Source organism: Halomonas sp. Cn5-12, assembly GCF_021532545.1.
GTDB classification, from domain to species: domain Bacteria; phylum Pseudomonadota; class Gammaproteobacteria; order Pseudomonadales; family Halomonadaceae; genus Vreelandella; species Vreelandella aquamarina.
This window is the reverse complement of sequence record NZ_JAKGAY010000004.1, coordinates 82,092-105,192: the sequence shown is the minus strand read 5'-3', so window position 1 is coordinate 105,192 and position 23,101 is coordinate 82,092. Positions and strand designations below refer to the sequence as shown.

The following is a 23,101-nucleotide window of genomic DNA, read 5'->3' as shown; positions in this document are numbered from 1 at the left end:
AGAAAATAAGTACCAAGAAGTATCGTTGGAGTTGAACTATTTTGCAGCTGCAATATGAGTAATGGCGTTTAAAGAGTGTGGAAAATTGTCATCGCACCATAATCGATAACTGGTATGCACTATTTTGGTGCTCTAATAACGATTAAGTACTAAAAGATGAGTGTTAATTTCTTTCATGTATAAAAGTTGTGCCAACCGAGCCTTACAAAGAGAAGAGTAAACGCTAAGCGCCTATTGAGCGTTGAAATAGCGGGGAATATGGCGCGAGTTTTGCGTGTTTATATGGTCAAGTTGCTACGTACATTGCACGCGGCAGGCCTACACTACTGAATTAAGGAAGTTGCCGCTTCCACCCTAGCGCCAGGAGAGCGCCCATGAGCCAAGTAGATTGGAATAACTATGCGTGCCGTGACTTTTACGACGAGCTGTTGGCGGCGCCAGGCAAGCCTCGTGCTTCTGCGGACGAGTTATGTCACATGTTGGCGCGCTTTAGTGCGGAAGAGCTAGCTGAACGTAAAACTGCGGCAGAAATTGCCATTCGAACGATGGGCATCACGTTTACCGTTTATTCAGAAGGGGCGATGATCGACCGCGCCTGGCCTTTCGATATCGTTCCCCGCATCATTCCGGCCAATGAGTGGCGAAAAACCGAGGCGGGTTTAAAGCAGCGCGTACAAGCGCTGAACTTGTTTATCGATGATCTCTATCACGAGCAAAAAGTCGTCAAAGATAAAGTGTTGCCCGCCGAAGTATTGGCTCAGTCGGCCAATTTTCGACCTCAGTGTGTGGGCATCAATCCGCCCCACGGCGTGTGGGCCCATATTTGCGGATCTGACTTGGTGCGCGGCGGCGATGGCACGCTTTACGTGTTGGAAGACAACTTGCGTATCCCGTCGGGCGTTTCGTACATGCTGGAAAACCGCAACGTCACCAAGCGCGTGTTACCGGAGCTTTTCGCCTCGGGCAAGATCTTGCCAGTGGACGACTATGTCGCGCAGCTGTACGACATGCTGGCGGCCATGTCGCCCCGTCCGGGCGACGACCCGCAGGTAGTGGTGCTGACGCCTGGCATCTATAACTCTGCCTATTTCGAACACGCCTACCTGGCGCAGCAAATGGGGGTCGAGCTGGTGCAGGGCAGCGATATGCTGGTCGATGACGACGATGTGGTCTACATGCGCACGGTAGAGGGCTTGCGCCGTGTCGATGTGATCTACCGCCGCGTAGACGATGAGTTTCTCGACCCCGAGGCGTTCAATCCGCACTCCATGCTGGGCGTGCCGGGATTGATGCGCGCTTGGCGGGCGGGCAACGTCGCGCTGGCCAACGCGCCCGGGGCGGGCGTCGCCGACGACAAAGTCGTTTACGCCTTCGTCCCTGAGCTGATTCGTTACTACCTGGATCAAGAGCCACTGCTGCCGAACGTGCCGAGTTATCTCTGTATGTTCGACGAGGACCGCCAGTACGTGCTCGATCATTTGGACGAGCTGGTGGTAAAACCCGCCAACGAATCCGGTGGTTACGGCATGCTGATCGGACCGCGCTCCACCAAAGAAACGCGGGACGAGTTTGCGCGCTTGATCAATGAAAATCCGCGTAACTATATGGCCCAACCGACACTGGCGCTTTCCACTACGCCAACGCTGGCCAACGGTTTGCCTCAGCCCCGCCATGTCGACCTTCGCCCGTTCATCCTCTCGGGACCGGAAACCCATGTAACCACAGGCGGTTTGACCCGCGTGGCGCTGGTCGAAGGGTCGCTGGTGGTCAATTCGTCCCAAGGGGGCGGGAGTAAAGACACCTGGATCGTCGAAACCGACGAGAACGCGGCGGGTGCCGCTGAGCAGAAAGGAGCCTAGCGCCATGCTGTCACGCGTTGCTGAAAACCTCTATTGGATGGCTCGCTACATCGAGCGTGCCGAAGACACCGCACGGTTATTGAGCGTCAATACGCACCTGATGCTGGATTTGCCACGCCATTTACCGCTGGGCTGGGCGCCGCTGATCGAAATGACCGGGACGCTGGATGCCTTCAACGCACGGCATACCAGTTTCGATGAGCGAAGTGTGATGCACTTTTTGTGCGCCGATGCCGAAAACGGCAGCTCGATTCTCTCGGCGCTCGCTAGCGCCAGAGAAAACCTGCGCACCACGCGGGACGTGGTGCCCCGAGAGATTTGGGAAGAGGTCAACCAGCTCTATCTCAGCGTGGCGGATCACGCGGAGAACGGCGTGAGCCCTCGGCGTCGGGATGCATTTTTGAAAAACGTCATTCGTGGCTGCCAAACGCTAACAGGGCTCATCGAAGGCACCTTGAGCCACGGCCCGGCGCGTACGTTCATCAAGCTGGGCCGTCAGTTGGAGCGGGCGGACATGACCACGCGGATCGTCGACGTGCGTTCGGCAAGCTTGCTGCCGCAAAACCCTGAAGAATTGCTGCCGTTCGAAAATTTGCAGTGGATGAGCGTGCTGAAATCCCTGACGGCGTACCAGATGTATCGCCAGCAGGTCAGGCTGCGCGTGCGTGGGCCAGACGTATTGCGTTTTCTGCTTCAAGACCCGCACCTGCCGCGCTCCATTGCCTGTAGCTTGGAAACGTTGGGGCACGAGCTGCAGTTACTGCCTCGCCAAGATCGCGTGGCGGCCACGGTGTCACTGGTACGCGCCGATGTGGTCGATGCGGACATTCAGGCATTGGCCCACTCGCCGAGCAAACTGCACGCTTTCGTGGACGAGCTACAAATTGGTTTTGCCGCCATTCACGATACGCTCAGCGCTACGTATTTCGTAAACGGCGATGGCGTTCCTCGAGTCACTCAGCGCCAAAGCCAGAGCCACGTGGGCGACCATGACAACGACTGATTAGGCCGTTTTAGGGCTGGCGTTTGCGCGTTGAATGAGATCGTGTAGATACGCCAGCTTTTCATGCACCGCGGGGGCAAGAACCCCTGGGGCTAGATCCAGTAGGCCCATGTCACGATTGAGTTCATTCACCGTCAAGCCTACCTGATGAAACGCTTGTAGCATGCTCTCCAATGAGCCATCGTACTCGGCCCGAGAGAGGCCCATGTGCAGTGCCGTATCCAGCACAGCCACCATGTCCAGATAAAAGGCAAACGTCTCTGCGAAATCCTCCCACGGATGCATGGCGGCGTAGGCGGAGATGAACCGTGTGGGCCAGTCTGCTGGAGCGCCTTGCTGATAGTACTGCTCTAGGGCGTCGCCATAGGTGGGATGGTTGTGGTCGCCGAACACGCGAATGCTGGCGGCTTCGTCTTGGTCTTTGATCAGTAGGTCCCAGTAGTAGTGGCCGATTTCGTGACGAAAATGGCCGATCAACGTACGGTGGGATTCATTCATGTCGACACGCAGCCGCTCACGCTCGACGTCATCGGCCTCTTTGACGTTGATGGTGATATGGCCATTGGCATGGCCGGTATACACCTTTTCTTGGTTTGCCGTGGAGCGCCACAGCCCTTGGTCGGGCAGCGCATCGGCCATGAACGAAAAGCTCAGTGGGACGCGGATGTCCTCGCCCTCGACGCCGTGGGGAAGCTTGAGCAAATCCAGCGTATAGAAAAGCCGCCGTTTGGCGCTCTCCAGCGCTGCCCAGCGTTCCCGGTTGCCCTCGACCTCTAGGTCGGGAATCACCTCGTTGTAGCGGCAGCAGTCGCACAGCGTATCGGCGTGCCCGTCGGCCATCACCACCATCCGGTTGCAGACGTTTTCGACGGCATAGTTGTGGCACTTCATTAGTGCCGTGCCGCAGTTTTCATGGGTACAGCGGTAGCCGCCGCTATCCAACGGTTCCAGCGCCACGATGTTACAACACGCGGGGCACCAGCCAACCTCCGACTCACAGGCCAAGCAGTGGGTATTTTCGAAAAACAGCGGATTGCCACAGCGGCAGCTAAACGTCTGCATGGATACCTCCTTGTGATCACCACAGCGCATCTCACGAGGGTGAGTAGTGATACGTCATTGTCTCAGCATAGCGATGCCCTTACCGAGAGGGAAAGCCAAATCGTCGGGCGGAGGGCATATTGTCTTTGTCCAGTGGCTAATTGACGTTTACGTCAACTTGCTGATATACCCTAAGGGTTCCCTATTTGATCCCATAACAAACACAAGCTGAGGAAACGCATCATGTCCGTTCGTGAAATTCCGATGTACATCGATGGCCAGCCAGTCATGTCGCAAAGCCAAGAGTGGCGCGATGTGGTGAATCCTGCCACCCAGGACGTGGTGGCGCGAGTACCGTTCTGTACGTCCGAAGAAGTCGAGCGCGCCATCGCCAGCGCCAAAACGGCGTTCAAAGAGTGGCGCAAAGTGCCGCTCGGCAAGCGCATGCGCATCATGCTCAAACTGCAGGCGTTGATTCGCGAGAATACAGCGGAACTTGCCGCCTTGATCACCGAAGAGCACGGTAAAACCCTGCCGGATGCCGAGGGTGAAGTGGGGCGCGGGCTAGAAGTGGTAGAGCACGCCTGTTCGATTACCTCCCTACAGCTTGGCGAGCTGGCGGAGAATGCGGCCAACGAGGTGGACGTCTATACCATGCATCAGCCGCTGGGTGTGGGGGCGGGCATTACCGCCTTCAATTTTCCGATCATGCTGCCCTGTTTCATGTTCCCGTTGGCGATTGCCACCGGAAACACCTTCGTCTTGAAGCCTTCCGAGCAAGACCCGAGTTCTACCATGCGGCTCGTGGAACTGGCACATGAAGCGGGTATTCCGGCTGGAGTATTGAACGTCGTGCACGGTGGGCCTGACGTCGCCAATCAAATTGCCGACCATCAAGATATCAAGGCGCTGTCGTTCATCGGTTCGACCCATGTGGGGTCGCTGCTTTATAACCGTGCGGCCGCTGCTGGCAAACGTATGCAGGCCATGATGGGTGCAAAAAACCACTGTGTCGTCATGCCGGATGCCAACCGTAGTCAAGCCATCGATAGCCTGCTGGGCTCTGCCTTTGGTGCCGCCGGTCAGCGCTGCATGGCGAACTCGGTGGTCGTGCTGGTGGGGGAAGCGCGCGAGTGGATCAAAGACATCGAAGCCGGCGCGCGCGGTATGATCGTAGGACCCGGCACCCAGCGCGAGGCCGATCTGGGGCCACTGGTCTCTCCGCAAGCCAAGGAGCGGGTCGAGCGTTTGATTACGGCAGGTGAAAAGGAGGGGGCTACGCTGCTGGTTGATGGGCGCGGCTACACGGTCGACGGCTACCCAGACGGTAATTTCGTCGGGCCGACTCTGTTTTCCGATGTAACGGCAGAGATGACGATCTATCGCGAGGAAATTTTTGGGCCGGTGCTGTGTGTCGTCAACGTCGAAACGCTGGACGACGCCATCGCTTTCGTTAACGCCAATCCGAATGGCAACGGCACCTCGATCTTTACGAACTCGGGCTGGGTCGCGCGACGCTTCGAGACCGACATCGACGTCGGCCAAATTGGCATCAACGTGCCTATTCCAGTGCCGGTCGCCTACTTTAGCTTTACTGGTTCTCGGGCGTCGAAGCTGGGCGACCTAGGGCCTAACGGTAAACAGGCGATTGCGTTCTGGACGCAGACTAAAACGGTCACTGCCCGCTGGTTCGAGCCCGAAAACGTCTCTAGCGGTATCAATAGCACGATCTCGCTATAGCGAGCGGCAACGCGCTGCGCCTCCTCGGTAGAGGAGGCGACCTTCACACGTCCTGAAACAGCGGTAAGCTCTCCGAGAGCAGTTGGCCTATGGGGCCAAGCTGGCTCTCGTGTAGTACGAGCAGGTAGGGCGCCTCCTGCTCATCGCGAACGGGCGCCAGCAGCGCGAATTCTCCCTCTTCGAGGTGAAATTCATGAATTTCACGAAGGCCGTGGGGGGTCTCACATTGTGAGCAACGGTAGGTATCGTCCTCGCCATATACGAGGCGATGGTACATTTTGAACAGAGTGTAGAGGGCAAGCCCACCCTCGAACGCGGGCCAGCGAGCCGGTGTGGCACGAATATCGTCGGTAAGCGCGTTGCCTTCTGCTTCAGCATCGGCAATGGCATCGGCCAGGGGAGCCGCGAGAATAGCGGTTTGATCTGCGGGTAGGGGGGCATTTCGTTCCGCCGCCGCGTGAAAGGAGGTGGCCGCCGCCTCGAAATCTTGCAGGTTGTGCAGCGTAAAATCGGCATGCTGTAGGTCGGCAGGTTCGAAACCACCGTTCTCCCAGCCGTGAATCACACGAAGCGTGACCAGGCCGCGCTGCATAGGCCGGGCCAGCAGGGTGTGAAGCATGACACGGATATGCAACTGACGCTCATCCGTATCGTTCTCGAACGCACGGTACGGGTCTGCGAACAGTTCATGCAAACGCCCTGGCGTGTGCTCTTTTGCTTCGGAGTATGACATGGTGGTTTCCCTGTAAGTACGCCGCTTGGCTAGCCGAATAGCGTACGGCTTTTATGACATTAGATCACTAAAAGTATGGCGAGCGTAAAGCCATATGAAAAGAGTCTTTAGTTAGCAATTTGTTACGGATAAAAGTGAGTTGGTAGTGGGACTCTACTTCAAAATAAAAAAGGAGCCTTTATGGCTGCATCGATCAGTCGGTTCAAACTTCCTGACACTCTGGATAATGTTCCCAATGATATTCGGGAAGCCATGTTGGCCGTGCAGGAGAAAGCGGGCTTCGTGCCCAACGTATTTTTGATGTTGGCTCACCGACCCGACGAGTTTCGCGCTTTTTTTGCGTATCACGATGCGTTGATGGAGCGACCATCGGAGACGCTGACCAAAGCAGAGAAAGAGATGATTGTCGTTGCGACCAGTGCCCGCAATCGCTGCTTGTACTGTGTCGTCGCCCATGGCGCGCTGGTGCGTATCTACAGTAAAGATCCGTTACTGGCCGATAATATCGCTATCAACCATCGTGTGGCGGGATTGAGCGAGCGTCATCGGTTAATGCTCGACTTTGCACTGCACAGTGCCATCGATCTGGGCGAGTTTTCAGACGAATGGCAGGCGCGTTTAGAGGCAGTGGGGTTCACGCTGGATGATTGCTGGGACATCGGTGCCATTGCCGCGTTTTTTGGCATGTCCAACCGCTTGGTGACACTAGCAGGAACACCGCCCAACGCCGAGTTTTACCTGATGGGGCGTGTCCCCAAGAAAGTGGAATAAGCAGCCCGGCCCCATGGGCAAGGCTTTACTAACGCACCACTTTGATTGAGGATACTGCCTCCACTCACTGTCGCCAGGGGAGCCCCAATGGGGCTGAGAATGCGCGCAACGCAGACCCTGGAACCTGATCCGGTTCGTACCGGCGGAGGAAGCGCGACATGCCTTACCTAACGTCTTTCGTGTTAGGCGCAGCGTTATGCTGCTTTGCTTTTCTGGGTCTTCGGGCACGTTTCAGTGGCGGCTCGCTGGATGATTATGTCTCCGCCCGTAATTCGCAAACGTCGGCCACCCTGGGGCTCTCCTTTTTGGCGTCCGGTATGGGGGCTTGGATACTCTTTGCACCCCCTGAAATCGGCGCATTCGTAGGGCCCGTGGCGCTACTGGGCTATGCCCTTGGCTCGGCGCTGCCGTTCATCGTTTTGGGTCTCTACGGGCCTAAGATACGCCAAGCACTGCCCGAGGGACGCAGCATTGCCGAGTTTGCCGACGCCTGCTATGGCAAGGGGGTACGCCATTTCGTGGCGCTCGTTTCCGTGGCTTACATGGGCTGCTTCCTGGCTGCTGAACTCACCGCCATCGGGGCGATTACCGCGCTGCTCTCCGACGTGCCTCCCGCCGTGGTGATCATCGGGGTGGCGCTCACCACGCTGGTGTACACCGTCATGGGCGGGCTGCGGGCAAGCTTGGCCACCGACCGCTGGCAAGCGTGGCTGCTTTTGGCGCTGCTGCTCGCCGTCGCCAGCGTGACGCTCTGGCGACTGCCCAGTATGCCGAATGACGCGCAACTCCCGTCGCTCCCCATCGGCAGCTCGCTCAGCGTGGCGTTGACGCTGGTGATCGCCGTGACCGCGGCCAACTTGTTTCACCAAGGCTATTGGCAGCGGGTATGGGCGGCCCAAGACGACGCGAGCCTGGGGCGCGGTGCCTGGTTGGGTGGCGGCTTGACCGTACTGGTCGTCATGGTGATCGGTGGCGTAGGTATCATGGCAGCGATGAGCGGGGTCAGTCTCGGCGAGCCGCCCATGCCGTTTTTTGCGCTGCTTAGTGATGCCCCGGTATGGATCACGCTGCCTTCATTGGTACTGGCCGTCACGCTGGTCACCTCGAGCGTCGACACCTTACAAAACGGCATTGCGTCGCTGTGGGCCAATGGTCACCGGCCCGAGGCCCTCAACAAGGCGCGCTGGCTCACCGTGGCGATCATGCTGCCCGTGATCGTGATTGCCTTGCAAGGGCTCTCCGTGCTGCGGCTATTTTTAATTGCCGATCTGCTGTGTGCAGCGATAGTGGTGCCGGTGCTGCTGGGTTTGTGGCAGCGTATGACACCGATGGCAGCAATAAGCGGCGGGTTGGCGGGGCTTGTAGGGGCCGTGCTGCCTGGCTGGATCGGTCAGGGCAGCGTCAGCGCAGGGGTAATGGCCGCCACGTTCCCCGGCAGCGTACCGACGTTAGGCCCGTTCGTAGGGGCGCTGCTACTCTCAACAACGGTCAGCGTGGCGTTGGCTCTGGTGAGCCGTCAACGTGTCGAAGTCCGTTAATCAAGGCGTTAAGCAGGACATTTCGTTTCGCGTTATGCTGTTAAGGGTTTGATGACCATTTAGGTGTGATCGCCATGAGCCACCTGTTACCCCCCAACGAAACTGCCCGTTTGGCTGCGCTTAACGAACTGGCCCTCCTGGATACGCCAAACGAGCCCGTTTTCGATCGGATCACGCGATTGGTCACCGTGCTGCTCGGCGTTCCTAAATCTACCATCAGTCTGATCGACACCGATCGTCAGTGGTTCAAGTCTCAAGTGGGCATGGCGGTATCGGAAACACCTAGGGACGTCGCGTTTTGTGCTTACACGGTACTCGAAGATGAGCCGCTAGTGGTCGAAGACGCTCAGCAAGACGCACGCTTCGCGACCAATCCCTACGTGATGACACCTGGCGGCATCCGTTTTTATGCCGGGATACCGCTGCGTAGTTCACAAGGGCTGGTCCTCGGATCGCTATGCGCCATGGACAGCCAGCCACGCAGCTTAAGTGACCAAGAAAAGGCTGCGATGCAAGATTTGGCCGATATCGTGATTGGCGAAATCCACCTGCGCGAACGGCTCATCAACGAGCAGAAGATTCGTGCCGCCAATCAGCAGGCGCTCACGGCGCTGCATCAAAGCCTCGAGCAGCGTATCGAGCAGCGAACCCGCGAACTCAATCTGGTGATCGAGTCGGCATATGATGCCTATTTGAGCGTCGATGAGCAGGGGCGCGTGCTGGATTGGAACCATGCAGCCGAGACCATGTTCGGCTGGAGTCGCAAAGAAGCCCTCACTCGACCGATTACATCGCTCATGTTTCCCGACGGAATCACCAGTGACGATGTCGCCATGCCAGTGACCGGAGAAGCCCTACGGCGCGATGGCGTTCGCTTGCCGGTCGAGGTGCGACTGAAGCGTTTCGAGGTGAATGGCCGCCCACGCCGCAGCTTGTTCATTCACGACATTACCGAACGCCAGCAGCTAGAGCGCCTACGCGACCAGCAGGCCCGAGAAGACGTGCTCACCCGTTTGCCCAACCGCCGCGCCCTAGACGAGCGTCTGCCGGAGGCAATGGCACGGGTACGCCGTACGCTCGCACCGCTGGCCGTGCTGTTTCTAGACCTCGATGGGTTCAAACGCATTAACGATCAGCACGGCCATGCCATGGGGGACGAGCTGCTGCGCGACATCGCGAGCCGTCTCCAGCGAACCGTCCGCGAGACGGATTTCGTTGCCCGATGGGCGGGAGATGAGTTCGTCGTGCTGCTCGAGGGGGTGACCAGCGACGCACCGGAGCCGCTGGCCCATAAGCTGATCGAGGTGATCGAGGAGCCGCTCAGCGCAGGTGGCGTGACCCTGCAAGTAAGTACCAGCATTGGTGTGGCGCTGTTCGTCCACGACGCGGCGGAGACACCTCAGGAGTTATTGAAGCGCGCCGATGAGGCCATGTACAACGCCAAACGCGCAGGCAAAGCGCGTATCGCGCTGGCACGTCCGGCGGATACGTCTGCCCCCCATTAACGAACCCAAGGACGAGTATGATTCGTTGTCTATTGACCACCCCAGAGGGCGACGTGCGCGAGGGCGACATTCGCCTGATGGACGAGTGGATGCGCATGCCCACAGCACACTTGTGGGTCGACATGAAAGGAGAGAGCGAAGCGCAGGAGCGTGAGATACTGGAGCGCTTCGAGTGTCACCCGATGGCCATACAAGACGCCCACAAAGAGCGCCATCCGCCGAAAATCGAAGAGTTCGACAATCACACGCTGATCATCTATCGCGGCATTTCCTCGTTCGATGCCCAGCTAAACTTCGTACCTCAGCAGATCTGTTTCTTCGTCGGCGAACGCTTTTTGGTGACCTTGCACCCCGGCGAGGCGATGAGTATCGAACGCTTACTCAATGAGCACGGCAAAACGCTATTGGCCCAGTCACCCGAGCAGGTGGCACTGAGAGTGATGTACACCTCGGCGGGCTTTTATATCGATAGCTTGCTGGAATTCGAAACGGAGCTCAGTGATCTCGAGGACGAGCTGCTAGACAATGGTAACGACGTGTTGATGCGTAAAATCACCACGTATCGCTCGCGTCTGGTCAAAATGCGCCGGATCTTCAGCTATCACAAAGGCATCACCCAAGAGCTGACGGCGTACGACTACGCGCACTTGCCGCGAGGCGAAAGCGAAACGCTGCATGCCATAACCGATGTCGAAGAACGTTTCGAGCGACTCTACACCCTAACGCAAATGTACTACGACATTTGTGGCGATCTCGTCGACGGCTATATCTCCATTTCATCACACCAGTTGAACATCACCATGCGGGTGTTGACGGTGATTACCGCTATTTTCGTCCCGCTAACCTTTATCGCCGGTATTTACGGCATGAACTTCGAGTACATGCCAGAACTGAGCTATCAGTACGGCTACTTTTTCGTTTGGGGGGCCATGCTAGGGATTGGTGGGGTGCTCATTTGGCTGTTCAAACGGAAACGCTGGTTTTAACCCCCTTGTCGAACCGCCAATTGCCGCAGACGACTGGCCAACAGTAAGAGCCCCAGCGCAATCAGTAGCCAAAGCGTGGCCAACAATATAGGAAACGCCCCCGCACCCGCCAGATCCAGCAGCGGGCCGGTCAGTGACGGAATGACCAGCGCCCCGCTGCCCGCGGCGGTAAAGATGGCGCCGGTGGTGCGCCCGCGCATGACGATCGACTGGTTGCACAGTGCAAACAGCGTAGGGAAAAACGCCGAGGCGGAGAGGCCAAACAGCAGCGCGCCAGCGCTTGGCGGCAGCGCGTTGAGGTGCAGACCTGCCGCTGCGCTCAGCCCCAGCGCTAGGCAGCCAGCGAGCACCTGCCAAGGTGAGCAAACGCGTAGTAGCGGGATGGCGAGCAGGCGTCCCGCCGAGAGCGCCAGCCAGAACAGCGTTGCCAGCAACGCCGCGTGCTCGGTGGTTAATCCAGAGAGCGTACCGTATGCGGTGACCCAGCCGGCGAACGTAATTTCGATGCCCACATAAAGAGAAAACAGTAGCATGAATAGCCCCAGCAAGAGCGGGTCGCGGTGTTTGAGCGTAGCCAAGGACGTGGGATTAGGGTCAACGGTGGGCATGGACGGGCTGACGAAGCGCGACAGCGGCCACAGCATGGCAGCCACGCTGGCCGCGACGATCCAAAACGTGAGGTGAAACTGTCCGGTGAGGGATAGCGCAGCAATCATGATCAGCGGCGTGAGCATGTTGCCGAAACTGAAGCAGAAGTGCAGCGCGCTTACATTGGGGCCCGCTGCGTCTCGGTGCAGCCACAAAAGCAGCGTGTTCCCGCCCGCGTTGAGCGATACCTCCGCAAATCCCAGCAGCATGAACAGCAGCGTCAACAGCAGCAGAAGCGGGCTAAGCGGGGCCAGCGCCAGTCCGGCTACCGCCAGCACGCCCATCATCACCAACACGCGGTGGCCGTTGAAGCGATCCATGAGCAGCCCGGTGACCATGGCGCCGCTCATGTTGCCAACGGCACGTGCAGTGAACAGCACGGCGATTTGGCTCATGGAGGCACCGCTGGCCTCGGCCAAATGGGGCAGTGCTGGGCCAAGCAGTCCGCCGGTCATCCCAATGGCAATGAACAGGCCAAAGTAGGTCCAGGTGAGACGGCGATGGTACGTCGAGGTGAAGTGAAGCATACCGATCCTTGGCAGGGGCAGAAGCACGGTCGACCCGTAGCTTGACGGGTTTTGCTTACTCTCACTATTGGCGAAAAGTTGACGACCCGCCAGGCGGCTGACTGGGGGAGTGTGGCTTAAGGGCACTATGTGCTCTACTCATCCATCGTGATCGAGGGCATGCTGTCCTTCGTTCGCCCCCTTGAACCTCGCACGGCGTTTGTTATCGTCGCGACATATGCACTCAACAAGGAACCACCCATGGCCCACACGGATAACAGCGCAACGATTCCGGCCACGATGTCGGCGATGCTCTTGACCGGTCACGGTGATGTCGACGCTCTGCAATACCGTCAGGACGTTCCCACGCCAACGCCCGGCCCTGGGCAGGTGCTGGTGCAAGTCACGGCGACGGCGAAAAACAACACCGACCGCAAAGCGCGCGAAGGCTTATACCCCACCAAAGGCAAAGAGGACGTGACCTCGTTTGCCATGGGTGGGTCGCCGACGCTGACGTTTCCGCGTATTCAAGGCGCTGACGTGGCAGGTCGGGTCGTTTCTGTCGGCGAGGGGGGCGATCCCCGGCGTATCGGGGAGCGCGGGCTGCTGGATTTCAATTTGTATGCCGACGAGCGTCGTGACATTAACCTGACGCCGGACTACTACGGACACGGCGCAGACGGCGGCTACGCCGAGTACGTGGCAGTGCCTGCCGACCAGTTTCACCATGTCCCCAACCCTGAGCTACACGATGCCGAGCTTGCGGCCATGGGCATGTGCTCGTATCAAACGGCCTACCACATGATGACGGCGGCCAACGTTCAGGCGGGCGAGCGTATCCTCGTCAGCGGCGCCAGCGGCGGGGTGGGCACGGCGTTGATCCAGCTATGCCGTATCGTCGGCGCGATTCCCTACGCCGTTAGCCAGCTCGATAAAGCCGACGCGCTACGTGTGTTGGGGGCAGAAGCCGTCATCGATCGAGGCGACCTGCCCACTTTCGTCGAGCGTGTGCTGGCCGCCACCGATGGTCAGGCCATCGATGCCGTCATGGATCTCGTTGGTGGCGAGATGACCGATCTGTTCATCGATACCATGATCGGCGATATGCAGCGCCGTACCACCTACCCCCGGCTCTCCATTGCCGGTGCCAGCGGCGGTAACCTCAGCGAGATCATGTGGACCCGCATCTATCTCTATCAGGTGCAGATAGTCGGCGTGTCCCACGGTACTCGGGAAGAAGCAGAGCAGTTGATAGCGTGGATACGTAGCGGTGAGTTAAAACCGGTGCTGCATGGCGCGTTCAAACTCTCTGACTTGCATCAGGCCGAGCGCTACTTCGTGAACCGAGGCAGCAACTACCTGGGGAAAATCGTCATCGTTCCCGATGCCCAGTGGGACACCCACGGTGCCCCATTTGCCATAACCTCTGCCGAGGAGCCGGGTGAGTGAAAAACCTGCATACGATTCGATTGTTGGACACCCATGCCGGGGGAGATGTCAGCCGCATCGTCACGGGCGGCATCGATGCATTGCCCGGTGCGACGGTGCGTCAACAGATGGAGTACCTGCGCGACGACGCCGACGGGTTGCGCCGTTTGTTGTTAGAAGAGCCCTACGGCATTCCCGAAATGTCGGTGGATCTCTTGGTGCCTGCCACCGACCCGGAAGCCGTGGCCGGATACATCATCATGGAAGTGATGGGCTACCCGATCTATTCCGGCTCGAACACGCTGTGCACGGCCACGGCCGTTCTGGAAACCGGCATCGTGCCCAAGCAGGAGGGAATTCAACGCTTCAAGTTAGAGGCCCCGGCAGGGCTGGTTCAAATCGAGGCCCGAGTGCACAACGGCGTGGTGGAGTCCGTGACCTGCGAAGGCCTGCCGAGCTATATCGATACCTATCGCGACACCATTCAAGTGCCAGGGATTGGGGAAGTCACCTACTCGGTCGCCTATAGTGGCGGTTTTTACGCCTTGGTCGATGCCGAGGCGTTGGGCTTCAAGCTGGTGCGTGATGAAGAGCAGGCGCTGGCGGCTTGTGCGTACAAGATCGTGGAGGCCATCAAAGCGCAACGCGGTTTCTCCCACTACACCCTAGGCGACGTGGGTCCGCTGCCTTTTCTGCACTTCATGGGGCCCGAAGAGCCGATCGCCGAAGGTTATATCCGCTCGCGGTCGACCACCTACGTGCACCCCGGCGTCATTTGCCGGAGTACCACGGGCACCGGCACGTCGGCAAGGCTAGCGCTAATGAATTACGAGGGGCGGTTGAGCCTCGGCGATAAGCTGGAAACCGTATCGCTTAGGGAAACCGGCTTCATTGGCACGTTTACCGGCACGCATCAAGAAGGGGCTTATCAAGTGGTGGAAAACACCATTACGGGACGCAGCTACGTGCTGGCGGAGTCGAGTATCGTGATCAACTGCGACGACCCGATGGTCGCCTGTGGCGAGTTGCATCATATCCTGAGTGATCGCCATCACGAAGAGACGTAGCCCTCCTGTTCGATTCGTTCCCACACCGGGGCCTTCTCGGCCTCGGTCATGCTTCCCCAGCAGGCAATTTCATCCAACGTGCGCCCGCATCCCTGGCACGTTTGGGTGTTCGGCTCGATCTGGCATACGTGAATACAGGGCGATAGCGGGCGAGGTGTCGATGGCATCGAGTTCACTGTGTCAAGTAGTAGAAAGGGGAAAGCGATCAGCGCTCACTGGCTGGCACTTTACCACGTAGCGACTTGAGCTTGCCTTTCCGGGTTTTGTGGTCCACTCGGCGGCGCTGAGAGGCTTTCGTAGGTTTCGTAGGACGGCGCGTTTTGGGCTGTTTGGCCACGCTCTTGATCAGCGCCTCGAGGCGGTTCAAGGCGTCCTCTTTATTCAGCTCGAGCGTGCGGTAGCTCTGAGCTTTGATGATCACTACCCCCTCTTTACTGATACGCTGGTCCGACAGGGCCATCAGTCGCTCTTTGTAGACCGGCGGCAGCGTCGAACGCTGAATGTCGAAACGTAAATGCACCGCAGACGCGACTTTATTGACATTCTGACCGCCTGCCCCCTGTGCGCGAATTTGGCTAATGTCGATTTCCCAGTCGGCCAAGCTAACGCTATTGGTAATAGTGAGCATTCCGTTCCCGGATCGTTGTATGAGTCTGTAGGCTAACATACTTGACAGAGGGTAGGCGCCAGCGGCCTATTAAGGGCACCGTTCTTGCCACGCCATCAGGAGAGTCCATGAATACTTTATTGACCGAGTCGCCGCTCAGTGCAGGTAGTCTCTACCGGCTGCTATCGGGCTGCGTTTGCCCACGACCGATTGCCTGGGTGGCTACTCAGGACAAGCAGCGGAACGCCAACCTAGCGCCATTCTCGTTTTTCAACGTGGCCAGCATCGACCCGCCCATTTTAGCGTTTTCGCCGCTGTTGGATGGCAGCGCCCAACCTAAAGACACGCTGCGAAATTTGGCAGAAGTTCAAGAGTGCGTGGTACATGTCGGCACCGAAGGGTTGGTCGATGCGCTCAATACCACGAGCGCCAGCCTGCCAAGACACGAAGACGAGTTCACGTTGGCAGGGCTGGAAAAGGCCACCATGCCGGGGGTGAGCGTGCCACGCATCGCAGCTGCCCCGGTGGCATTTGGCTGTACACTGTTGGAAGTGAAGCGTTTTGGCGATCGGCCGCTAGCGGGTAGCCTAGTGTTAGCGCAAATCGTGTCGATTCATATCGACGATACGCTGTGGGACGGTCGTCACGTGGATATGGCCGCGCTGCAACCGATCGGCCGCTTGGCGGGGAGTGACTACGTGCGCATCACTGACCGCTTCGCCATCGAGCGGCCTGCTTAAATCAAGACACGTTTTTTTACACTCTGTTTAAAAGCTCGCCAAGCTTAAGTCGTATACTCTTCCGCCGATATTAGAAAAAAGCATCGCGATGTGGGAGAGAACCAATGCGTCGAATCACAACATGGCTAATGGCGGCGGGGCTTTTGGCTGCTCCGCTGGCTCATGCCGCACTCGAAGTCGGCATGGTGGCGCCCGCAAGCGGCGGTGCTGCTCCTCTGGGCATTGGTATGCAGCAGGGCATCGACACCTACTTTGCCAAGCTCAACGACGAAGGTGGGATCAATGGTAAAACGATCAGCCTCACGACGTTCGATGATCAATACTCGCCGCTGCAGGCAGCCAAGTACACCCGCGAGCTAGTGGGTAACGATCGCCTGCTTGCCGCGATTGGCAATGTAGGAACGCCTACGGCAGCGGTCACTATCCCGATCTATAATCAGCAAAAGACGCTGCTATTTGGGGCATTCACCGGGGCGGGGATTCTGCGCCGCTCCCCGCCCGATCGTTATGTCATCAACTACCGTGCCAGCTACGTTCAAGAAACGGCAGCAATGATCGATGGCCTTCTTGCGGCTGGTATAGAGCCCGAAGAGATCGCATTTTTTACCCAAAACGACAGTTTTGGCGACGCGGGCTATAACGGTGCAATTCGCGCGCTCAATGCCCAAGGCGTCTTGAATACCTCCCAACTGGTTCATGGTCGTTTCACCCGCGGAACGCGTAACGTTCATCAAGGGCTTGCCAGTATTCTTCAGGCACCGGTCACACCCAAGGCAGTGATCATCGTCGGCACCTTTGGCCCGGCCGCTGACTTCATTCGTGAAGCGCGACAAGACCTGCCCGATGCGCTGTTTCTAAATGTCTCATTCGTCGGTAGCCAGGCGCTGCTAGAGGCGCTTGGCCCGCAGGCGGAGGGGGTCATCGTGACGCAAGTGGTACCGCCGTTGGATGCCGATCTGCCGGCCGTCGAAGAGTATCGTCAGGCGTTGGCAGAGTACGCCCCCGACGCCACCCCCGACTTTATTTCCCTGGAAGGCTACCTAGCCGCCAAGCTGTTTGCCGAAGGCCTCAAGGCGGCGGGTAATAACCCCGATCGAGAAGCGGTGGTCAATGGCCTTTTGAGCCTGGGCAGTATCGATATCGGCGTTGGCGAACCGCTCACATTGGGCCCGAACGACCATCAAGCCAGCGATGCCGTCTGGCCTACCATTATCCGAAATGGCCAGTTCGAACCGGTGGATTGGAACAGCCTAGCCCGCTAGCCGTGGCTCTCTATTCCGTTTGCAATCTCTGACACAGCGAATACCCCTGATGAAAAAAACCATAAGTATCCGCGCGATGCTCATTAGCCTCTTTGTCGCCGCCGTGCTGGGCAGCATCGTGTTGGCCGGCACTGGGTGGATGACCAACCAGCGGCTGATCAACGTTCAGCATTTCGTGGCCGATGAGGTGCTGCCGCTGCAAGATGCGAGCCGCAGCATGGTATTGACCATGGGTGCCTTTGGCCAGCGACATGCCGATCTACTCGCCGCTGGTAATCTCCAAGCGTTGGAAGAGGTCACGCCGCGCAGCGAGTTGGCAGCACGCTATAGCCAAGCCCGCACGGGGCTTGCGCGTATCGAGCAGACCAATGCCGCAACGCAGCTCGCTGCACTGGATAGCCAGTACCAAGAGCTAATGGCTGGCGACGAGGCGTTGGAAAACGTGCGGCGCGATGCGCTGAGCCTGCAGGCCCAAATGGCCGAGCAGATTGCTCAAATGCAGTCGGCCATCACTAACGTCATGCGCAGTGCCGAAGACATCGCCGGACGTACCGCTCTGGCTCAGGTGCGCGAAGAGCGTCGGCAGCGCGAACTCATGGAAGCATGGCGGGAAGAGGGCACCACCACGCTGCCGACTCAACTGTTGGATAGCATGTTCTCTGCTCGTGTCGATATCGGTCGTCTGAGCGGCAACGCCCGTATGGCCGTTGCCACGCTGTCCGATCTGGGGCGACAGATGATGCAGGTGGATAGCATCGATGCGTTGGTCAATCTGCGTAGCAACGAAATTTCCCAGCAGGTGGCGCTGGCACGACAGTCTTTGGCGGCCATTGCCGAGGCCCCCAGCACGACCGTAGAGCAGCGCGTGCTCATTGGCGAACTCGATGAGGTCATCGTCGAGCTGAACGGGTTGATGGTGGAAGATGCCGATTCGGTCTACGCGCTACGCCAGCAGCAACTGGATCTGGGTGCTCAAGTGCAAGCGGCGTTGGCGAACGTGGCGGCGGCAACACGTGAGATGCGCTCAGCGCTAAGCGATATCGAAGCCTACACCGTCGCCCAGGCGGCAAGCGCCAGTGAAGAGGCCGAGACGTTGGCGAATGCGGGCCGTACGCTGCTGGTGTTGGTCACCTTGGGCGTGATCGTCGTACTGGCCATCTTTGGCTGGCGCACATTGGTACGCGTACTGGGGCCGCTGGTGGCCATGCGTCGTCAGATGGAGAGCATCAGCGGTGCCGCCGGTGAAAATGCCGACCTTTCCATGCGGCTGGCGCTGCAGCGTGATGACGAAGTCGGTCAAGCTGCCCAAGCGTTCAACCGTATGATGGACACCTTCGAAGGCATGGTGTCTCAGATCCGTGAAAGCGCCGAGGCGATTGCCGCAAGCAGCCGCCAGATCGCCTCCGGTAATGAAAACCTCTCTCAGCGTACTGACCAACAGGCGGCATCGCTGGCAGAGACGGCTTCCAGCCTCGAGCAGATTACCGCCACCGTCAAGCAGACCGCCGACTATGCCGATCAGGCCAAGGGCGCGAGCAACAGCGTGGATGACCGCGCGCGCTCGGCGGGTGATGTCGCCAAACGCACGACGGCGGCCATGAGTGACATTCGTCAAGCGAGTGAAAAAATCACCTCCATCATCAAAGCCATCGACGATATTGCCTTCCAGACTAACTTGCTGGCACTGAACGCCTCGGTGGAAGCAGCCCGAGCGGGTGAACAAGGACGAGGCTTTGCCGTGGTCGCTCAAGAAGTGCGTAAGCTGGCAGGGCGCAGTGCAGAAGAGGCCGCGCAAATTCGCCACTTGGTAGACGACAGCGTACAAAAAGTAAGCGAAGGCGAGCAGTTAGTAAACGCATCGAGCCATCATTTGCAGGATATTGTCGATAGCCTCTCCGAGGTAACTCGTTACGTCACGGAGATTGCAGACGCGACGAAAGAGCAGTCGGCCGGTATCGATCAGATCAACCAGGCCATTTCACAGTTGGATCAAGTAACGCATCAAAACGCACGCTTGGTGCAAGAGGCCTCCAGCGCTAGCCATACGTTGGATGAACGCGCAGGCGACATGCATACCTTGGTCAGCCGGTTTCACGTTAGTCATGGCGTTGGCCAACCGGCCGCGCTGCCAAGCCAGCCCGAGCACCATAGCCTGACTTAGCCCCGGGGTGGGTCGTTCGGTCTTGTCGCGGGCACCGGAAGGTGCCCGCCGTGTTTGTATTTACGGTTGAACTTTGGACGCACCGCCTACACTGATACAGGGGACACGATAGACAAGGAGGCAAAATGACGACCTTAGTGATTGGTGCCAATGGTCAGATCGGTAAACAGTTCTGTGCATTAGCCAAAGAGGCAGGCACGCCCATTAAAGCCATGATTCGTAACGAAGAGCAGGCCACTTGGTTCCAAGAACGGGGAATTCGTACCGTCGTGGGCGATTTAGAAGGCGAGATGGAGCACGCCTTCGAAGGATGCGATCAAGTCGTCTTTACCGCCGGTTCTGGTCCACACACAGGCCCTGACAAAACGCTATTGATCGATCTATTTGGCGCGATTCGTGCGGCCGATATCGCCAGCCAGAAGGGGCTCTCGCGCTATATCATGGTCAGCGCCATGCGGGCAGAAAAGCCGCTGGAGGCGCCTGAAAAAATGCGCCCCTATATGGCGGCCAAGTTCGCCGCCGATGCCCACCTCCGCCACAGTGACGTTTCCCATGTCATCGTCAAGCCTGGCCGTCTTACCGACGAAGCGCCGACCCTCAAGTTCGCTAGCAGCGTGGACGAAGCGGGCGATAACCAAATTTCCCGGGCCAACGTGGCCTATGCACTGCTGCGCGTGGTGCAAACTCCCGACCTCATCAACCAAGAAGTCACGCTGTTGGACGGCAAGCGCCCCATCGACGCGCTTCTGTAACCCCGACCTGTCGTGCCAAGCCCGCTCAATCGTAGCGGGCTTTTTTTGCGCTCTTTTTTGCGTTGGGGCGAGCCATACATATCGCTGACGCGCTGTAGTAATGGCGTACTACCCCCGTTCTCTCGCGGCTTGCTACTCTGCCACCACACGCCTATGGCGTGCTCCACCGACGACAATCACAAGGAGAATGGAGATGAGCAGCAAGCGTATTCTAATGATCACCGGTGATTTTACCGAAGATTACGAAACCATGGTGCCCTTCCAAGCGCTGATGGCGGTAGGTCACCGTGTCGATGCGGTTTGCCCCGGCAAAGCCTCGGGAGATACCGTGGCCACCGCCATTCACGATTTCGAAGGCGACCAGACGTACACCGAGAAGCCGGGCCACCGCTTTGCGCTGAATGCGGATTTCGCCAGCGTCGACCCTGCCGATTACGACGCCCTAGTGGTGCCCGGTGGCCGAGCGCCGGAGTACCTGCGGCTGAACCAAGAAGTGTTAGCGATGGTGACGCACTTCTTCGATGCCCAGAAACCGGTGGCGGCGATTTGTCATGGCGCCCAACTGCTGGCCGCGGCCAAGGTGCTGGAGGGAAAACGGTGCTCGGCGTACCCTGCTTGTCAACCTGAGGTCGAGTTGGCAGGCGGGCAGTTCGCGGACATAGAGGTCACCGACGCGGTGACCGATGGCAACCTGGTCACCGCACCCGCATGGCCTGCCCACCCTGCTTGGCTGGCGCAGTTTATGGCGTTACTCGATCAGTAGCGGCGATCGGCAACAGGTGCGCGCCTGCGCTGGGCGCGCGCTTGCTCGGCGGCTATGCTGAATGAGACGAAGAGGGGAGATGGCCATGTGCAAACTGTTTATCGATGCGGACCCTGACCTATGGCGCAGCGCCACCCACTCGCTGCGCATCGATGGTATGGTGACCAGCGTGCGGATGGAAAATTATTTCTGGCGACTGCTGGAAGAGATCGCGCAGCGCGACGGAATGAACACCGCGCAGATGATCACTCGGCTGTATCACGAGTCGATCGATGCGGGCCATGACCTGGGGAATTTCACCTCGTTCTTGAGGGTCTGCGCGCTGCGTTACCAGGCTCTACAGCTTAGCGGCGATATTCCCGCCAACGTAGCCGTGTCCATCGGTGAGCTGGACGCCCAGCAGATTCTTTCCCGTGAAAGCACGCTGCATAAAGACGTACTCAACAAAAAACACGTTCACTAGCCACGTCCGGCTGAGTTACTCTAGCCGCTCGCGCAGCGCGCTCATAAACGTCTCGATACGCTGCGCATTAGTGCCTACATCGCTGGCCCCCAGCCGCGAAGCCGAGCGCATGTCCACCCGAGTGCGGTTGCCCTGCTCGGTCAGCCGAATGACCACGTCATCTTCGAACCCAAACCAGCGCGTCACGGCGGTGGCTTCCAAACCGGTAGGGGTAATCTCGGCAATGTTCCAACCGGCGGCCTCTACTTCGGCCTGCACTGCAGCCAGTACGGTGGCGGCAGGGGCATCGACGACCAAGGGGCGAACGTTCGGGTAGGCCGCTTGCTGCTGCTCGGCGGTCGCCTCGCCTGGGTAGTCTACTTCGTTGGGGGCGGCTTCGCGGGCCTCCCGCAGGGCAGCGAACGCTGGCGGGTTTTGGGTATCGGTGGTGATGTCATGGATGACCGGCGCTTGCTGAGCGCGCTGCCACTGTTGCCAGGGCATGTAGAGTAGGGCTGCGGTGAGCATGAGCACGCCAATGGCCACGATCGCCGTGCCGCCCCGCCGAGTGAATGCGCTGATGAGTAGCACCAACACGCTCAGCGCCACTGCCGCCGTGGCTGCATAGACACCATTACGTAGCAGGTTGAAGGCCTCTCCTAAGCCGACCCACTGCCAGCGATAGGCGGGGCCAGCCCCTGCCATTAATAGCGCTGCCGCCACGAGCGCCAGCACGCTTAGCCAGGCAAAGGCCTTAGGCCAGCGGCTGTAATGTCGCTGATTGCGTCTACCGACCATCTGTCTCTCCTCGCAGTGATAGGAACGTATCGTCTGGCCACAGCATAGTCAGCGATGTGGTAGCGTGGCTATTTCTACCACATGATTGAATCAGCGAGTCACGACCCAATGCGCTCATCCGATGCCATCGCTATGCTTGCCCACCAAGTGCGCACGCTCCTCATTCAGGCACCCACCAGTGCACTGCCCATGACCTATCAGCAGGTTGCTAACGCCTTGGGGCTGACGCCACCGCGCACCATTGCACGGGTGACACAAGCGCTGGAGCAGTTAATGGAGCAGGACGTCGCCGCCGGGCGGCCGATGATCGCCGCCCTGGTGATCAGCCGTCGGGGAGATGGATTACCGGGTAGCGGCTTTTTCGAGAAAGCCGTCGCGCTAGGTCGGTTTCCTAGCGATCCGAACCAGCAGTGTGCTTGTTATATAGAAGAGCGCGACCAGGCGCTGCGTGCCCGCGATTAAGCGGATGAGCCGCTTCGTTAGCGCTGACGCAGCGGCGTTAACAAGTCACCTAAGCCGTTATGGTCGATTTCATGCATCAAATGCAGCAATTGACCAATGTCACCGTTGGGGAAACCCTCCCGAGCGAACCAGTTCAAATAAGGGCCTGGCAAATCCGCAATGAGCCAGCCCTCATATTTACCGAACGGCATCTTGTGCGTCACCAACTTCTCTAGGTCTTCTGGCTTCATTCGTTAATTCCTTTCATTCTCATTTAAGCGATCTTTTATATTTCCGTGATCCCGGTTGT

The 23,101-nt window shown here is 58.5% G+C and carries 23 protein-coding genes and 1 riboswitch; of the genes, 16 read left to right on the top strand and 7 right to left on the bottom strand.

Annotated elements, in window-relative coordinates:
* Positions 1-374: 374 nt before the first annotated feature.
* Positions 375-1,859 (top strand): circularly permuted type 2 ATP-grasp protein, encoded by a 1,485-nt coding sequence (locus L1249_RS04045; RefSeq protein WP_044629238.1) that lies wholly within the window; start codon positions 375-377, stop codon positions 1,857-1,859.
* A 4-nt stretch (positions 1,860-1,863) separates the two neighbouring features.
* Complete coding sequence (locus L1249_RS04040) at positions 1,864-2,862, top strand: alpha-E domain-containing protein (protein WP_044629237.1); 999 nt, start codon at positions 1,864-1,866, stop codon at positions 2,860-2,862.
* On the opposite strand, the gene L1249_RS04035 is transcribed toward L1249_RS04040, so the two are convergent.
* Positions 2,863-3,924 carry a zinc-binding metallopeptidase family protein gene (locus L1249_RS04035; protein WP_044629236.1) on the bottom strand — a complete coding sequence of 354 codons (1,062 nt, stop codon included), beginning with the start codon at positions 3,922-3,924 and terminating at the stop codon, positions 2,863-2,865. It abuts the gene before it with no gap.
* A gap of 222 nt (positions 3,925-4,146) precedes the next feature.
* On the opposite strand from L1249_RS04035, the gene L1249_RS04030 reads away from it, so the two are divergent.
* Entirely contained in the window at positions 4,147-5,643 is a 1,497-nt protein-coding gene (locus L1249_RS04030) for a CoA-acylating methylmalonate-semialdehyde dehydrogenase (protein ID WP_044629235.1), read from the top strand.
* A gap of 43 nt (positions 5,644-5,686) precedes the next feature.
* Here the strand turns inward: L1249_RS04030 and L1249_RS04025 are convergent, their stop codons facing one another.
* Complete coding sequence (locus tag L1249_RS04025; RefSeq protein ID WP_044629234.1) at positions 5,687-6,376, bottom strand: hypothetical protein; 690 nt, start codon at positions 6,374-6,376, stop codon at positions 5,687-5,689.
* Between the two features lie 180 nt (positions 6,377-6,556).
* Between L1249_RS04025 and L1249_RS04020 the strand changes: the two genes are divergently transcribed.
* The 4 genes from L1249_RS04020 to L1249_RS04005 all read left to right on the top strand — a co-directional run bounded on the left by L1249_RS04020 (position 6,557) and on the right by L1249_RS04005 (position 11,176).
* The gene (locus tag L1249_RS04020) at positions 6,557-7,147 is read left to right on the top strand and encodes a peroxidase-related enzyme (protein ID WP_044629233.1); all 591 of its coding nucleotides are present in this window, start codon (positions 6,557-6,559) and stop codon (positions 7,145-7,147) included.
* 65 nt (positions 7,148-7,212) lie between these two features.
* Positions 7,213-7,316: riboswitch (TPP riboswitch) on the top strand.
* Positions 7,306-8,685 carry a sodium:solute symporter gene (locus L1249_RS04015; protein WP_044629232.1) on the top strand — a complete coding sequence of 460 codons (1,380 nt, stop codon included), beginning with the start codon at positions 7,306-7,308 and terminating at the stop codon, positions 8,683-8,685. It overlaps the preceding riboswitch by 11 nt.
* Positions 8,686-8,759: 74 nt before the next feature.
* On the top strand, positions 8,760-10,190 hold the full coding sequence (locus L1249_RS04010; protein WP_058576888.1) for a diguanylate cyclase domain-containing protein: 1,431 nt from the start codon (positions 8,760-8,762) through the stop codon (positions 10,188-10,190).
* 17 nt (positions 10,191-10,207) lie between these two features.
* Entirely contained in the window at positions 10,208-11,176 is a 969-nt protein-coding gene (locus tag L1249_RS04005; RefSeq protein WP_044628402.1) for a magnesium transporter CorA family protein, read from the top strand.
* On the opposite strand, the gene L1249_RS04000 is transcribed toward L1249_RS04005, so the two are convergent.
* A complete protein-coding gene (locus tag L1249_RS04000; RefSeq protein WP_044628403.1) occupies positions 11,173-12,351 on the bottom strand; it encodes an MFS transporter in 1,179 nt (392 codons plus the stop codon). The genes L1249_RS04005 and L1249_RS04000 overlap by 4 nt on opposite strands.
* A 240-nt stretch (positions 12,352-12,591) precedes the next feature.
* Between L1249_RS04000 and L1249_RS03995 the strand changes: the two genes are divergently transcribed.
* Both L1249_RS03995 and L1249_RS03990 read left to right on the top strand, forming a co-directional pair.
* Positions 12,592-13,779 carry a zinc-binding dehydrogenase gene (locus tag L1249_RS03995; RefSeq protein WP_044628404.1) on the top strand — a complete coding sequence of 396 codons (1,188 nt, stop codon included), beginning with the start codon at positions 12,592-12,594 and terminating at the stop codon, positions 13,777-13,779.
* Positions 13,776-14,825: a proline racemase family protein gene (locus L1249_RS03990; RefSeq protein WP_044628405.1), complete on the top strand. Its 1,050-nt coding sequence runs from the start codon at positions 13,776-13,778 to the stop codon at positions 14,823-14,825. Before L1249_RS03995 ends, L1249_RS03990 begins: the two co-directional genes overlap by 4 nt.
* Here L1249_RS03990 and L1249_RS03985 read toward each other — a convergent pair.
* Entirely contained in the window at positions 14,810-14,992 is a 183-nt protein-coding gene (locus L1249_RS03985) for a DUF1289 domain-containing protein (RefSeq protein ID WP_044628406.1), read from the bottom strand. The genes L1249_RS03990 and L1249_RS03985 overlap by 16 nt on opposite strands.
* Before the next feature lie 38 nt (positions 14,993-15,030).
* The gene (gene arfB / locus L1249_RS03980) at positions 15,031-15,453 is read right to left on the bottom strand and encodes an alternative ribosome rescue aminoacyl-tRNA hydrolase ArfB (protein ID WP_044628407.1); all 423 of its coding nucleotides are present in this window, start codon (positions 15,451-15,453) and stop codon (positions 15,031-15,033) included.
* A gap of 107 nt (positions 15,454-15,560) precedes the next feature.
* Between arfB and L1249_RS03975 the strand changes: the two genes are divergently transcribed.
* The 6 genes from L1249_RS03975 to L1249_RS03950 all read left to right on the top strand — a co-directional run bounded on the left by L1249_RS03975 (position 15,561) and on the right by L1249_RS03950 (position 21,573).
* Positions 15,561-16,172, top strand: a complete 612-nt coding sequence (locus tag L1249_RS03975) for a flavin reductase family protein (RefSeq protein ID WP_044628408.1) — start codon at positions 15,561-15,563, stop codon at positions 16,170-16,172.
* 104 nt (positions 16,173-16,276) lie between these two features.
* Complete coding sequence (locus L1249_RS03970) at positions 16,277-17,434, top strand: ABC transporter substrate-binding protein (RefSeq protein ID WP_044628409.1); 1,158 nt, start codon at positions 16,277-16,279, stop codon at positions 17,432-17,434.
* Positions 17,435-17,483: 49 nt separating this feature from the next.
* Entirely contained in the window at positions 17,484-19,595 is a 2,112-nt protein-coding gene (locus L1249_RS03965; RefSeq protein ID WP_058576889.1) for a methyl-accepting chemotaxis protein, read from the top strand.
* A gap of 125 nt (positions 19,596-19,720) precedes the next feature.
* Positions 19,721-20,347, top strand: coding sequence for an SDR family oxidoreductase (locus L1249_RS03960; protein ID WP_058576890.1), 627 nt, complete (start codon positions 19,721-19,723; stop codon positions 20,345-20,347).
* A gap of 193 nt (positions 20,348-20,540) precedes the next feature.
* Positions 20,541-21,110: a DJ-1/PfpI family protein gene (locus L1249_RS03955; protein WP_044628412.1), complete on the top strand. Its 570-nt coding sequence runs from the start codon at positions 20,541-20,543 to the stop codon at positions 21,108-21,110.
* 85 nt (positions 21,111-21,195) lie between these two features.
* A complete protein-coding gene (locus L1249_RS03950; protein ID WP_044628522.1) occupies positions 21,196-21,573 on the top strand; it encodes a ribbon-helix-helix domain-containing protein in 378 nt (125 codons plus the stop codon).
* Between the two features lie 15 nt (positions 21,574-21,588).
* On the opposite strand, the gene L1249_RS03945 is transcribed toward L1249_RS03950, so the two are convergent.
* Positions 21,589-22,350 (bottom strand): DUF1499 domain-containing protein, encoded by a 762-nt coding sequence (locus tag L1249_RS03945; RefSeq protein ID WP_044628413.1) that lies wholly within the window; start codon positions 22,348-22,350, stop codon positions 21,589-21,591.
* A 108-nt stretch (positions 22,351-22,458) separates the two neighbouring features.
* On the opposite strand from L1249_RS03945, the gene L1249_RS03940 reads away from it, so the two are divergent.
* Entirely contained in the window at positions 22,459-22,812 is a 354-nt protein-coding gene (locus L1249_RS03940) for a hypothetical protein (RefSeq protein ID WP_044628414.1), read from the top strand.
* Between the two features lie 17 nt (positions 22,813-22,829).
* Here the strand turns inward: L1249_RS03940 and L1249_RS03935 are convergent, their stop codons facing one another.
* Positions 22,830-23,042, bottom strand: a complete 213-nt coding sequence (locus L1249_RS03935; protein WP_044628415.1) for a DUF3820 family protein — start codon at positions 23,040-23,042, stop codon at positions 22,830-22,832.
* Positions 23,043-23,101 lie beyond the last annotated feature (59 nt).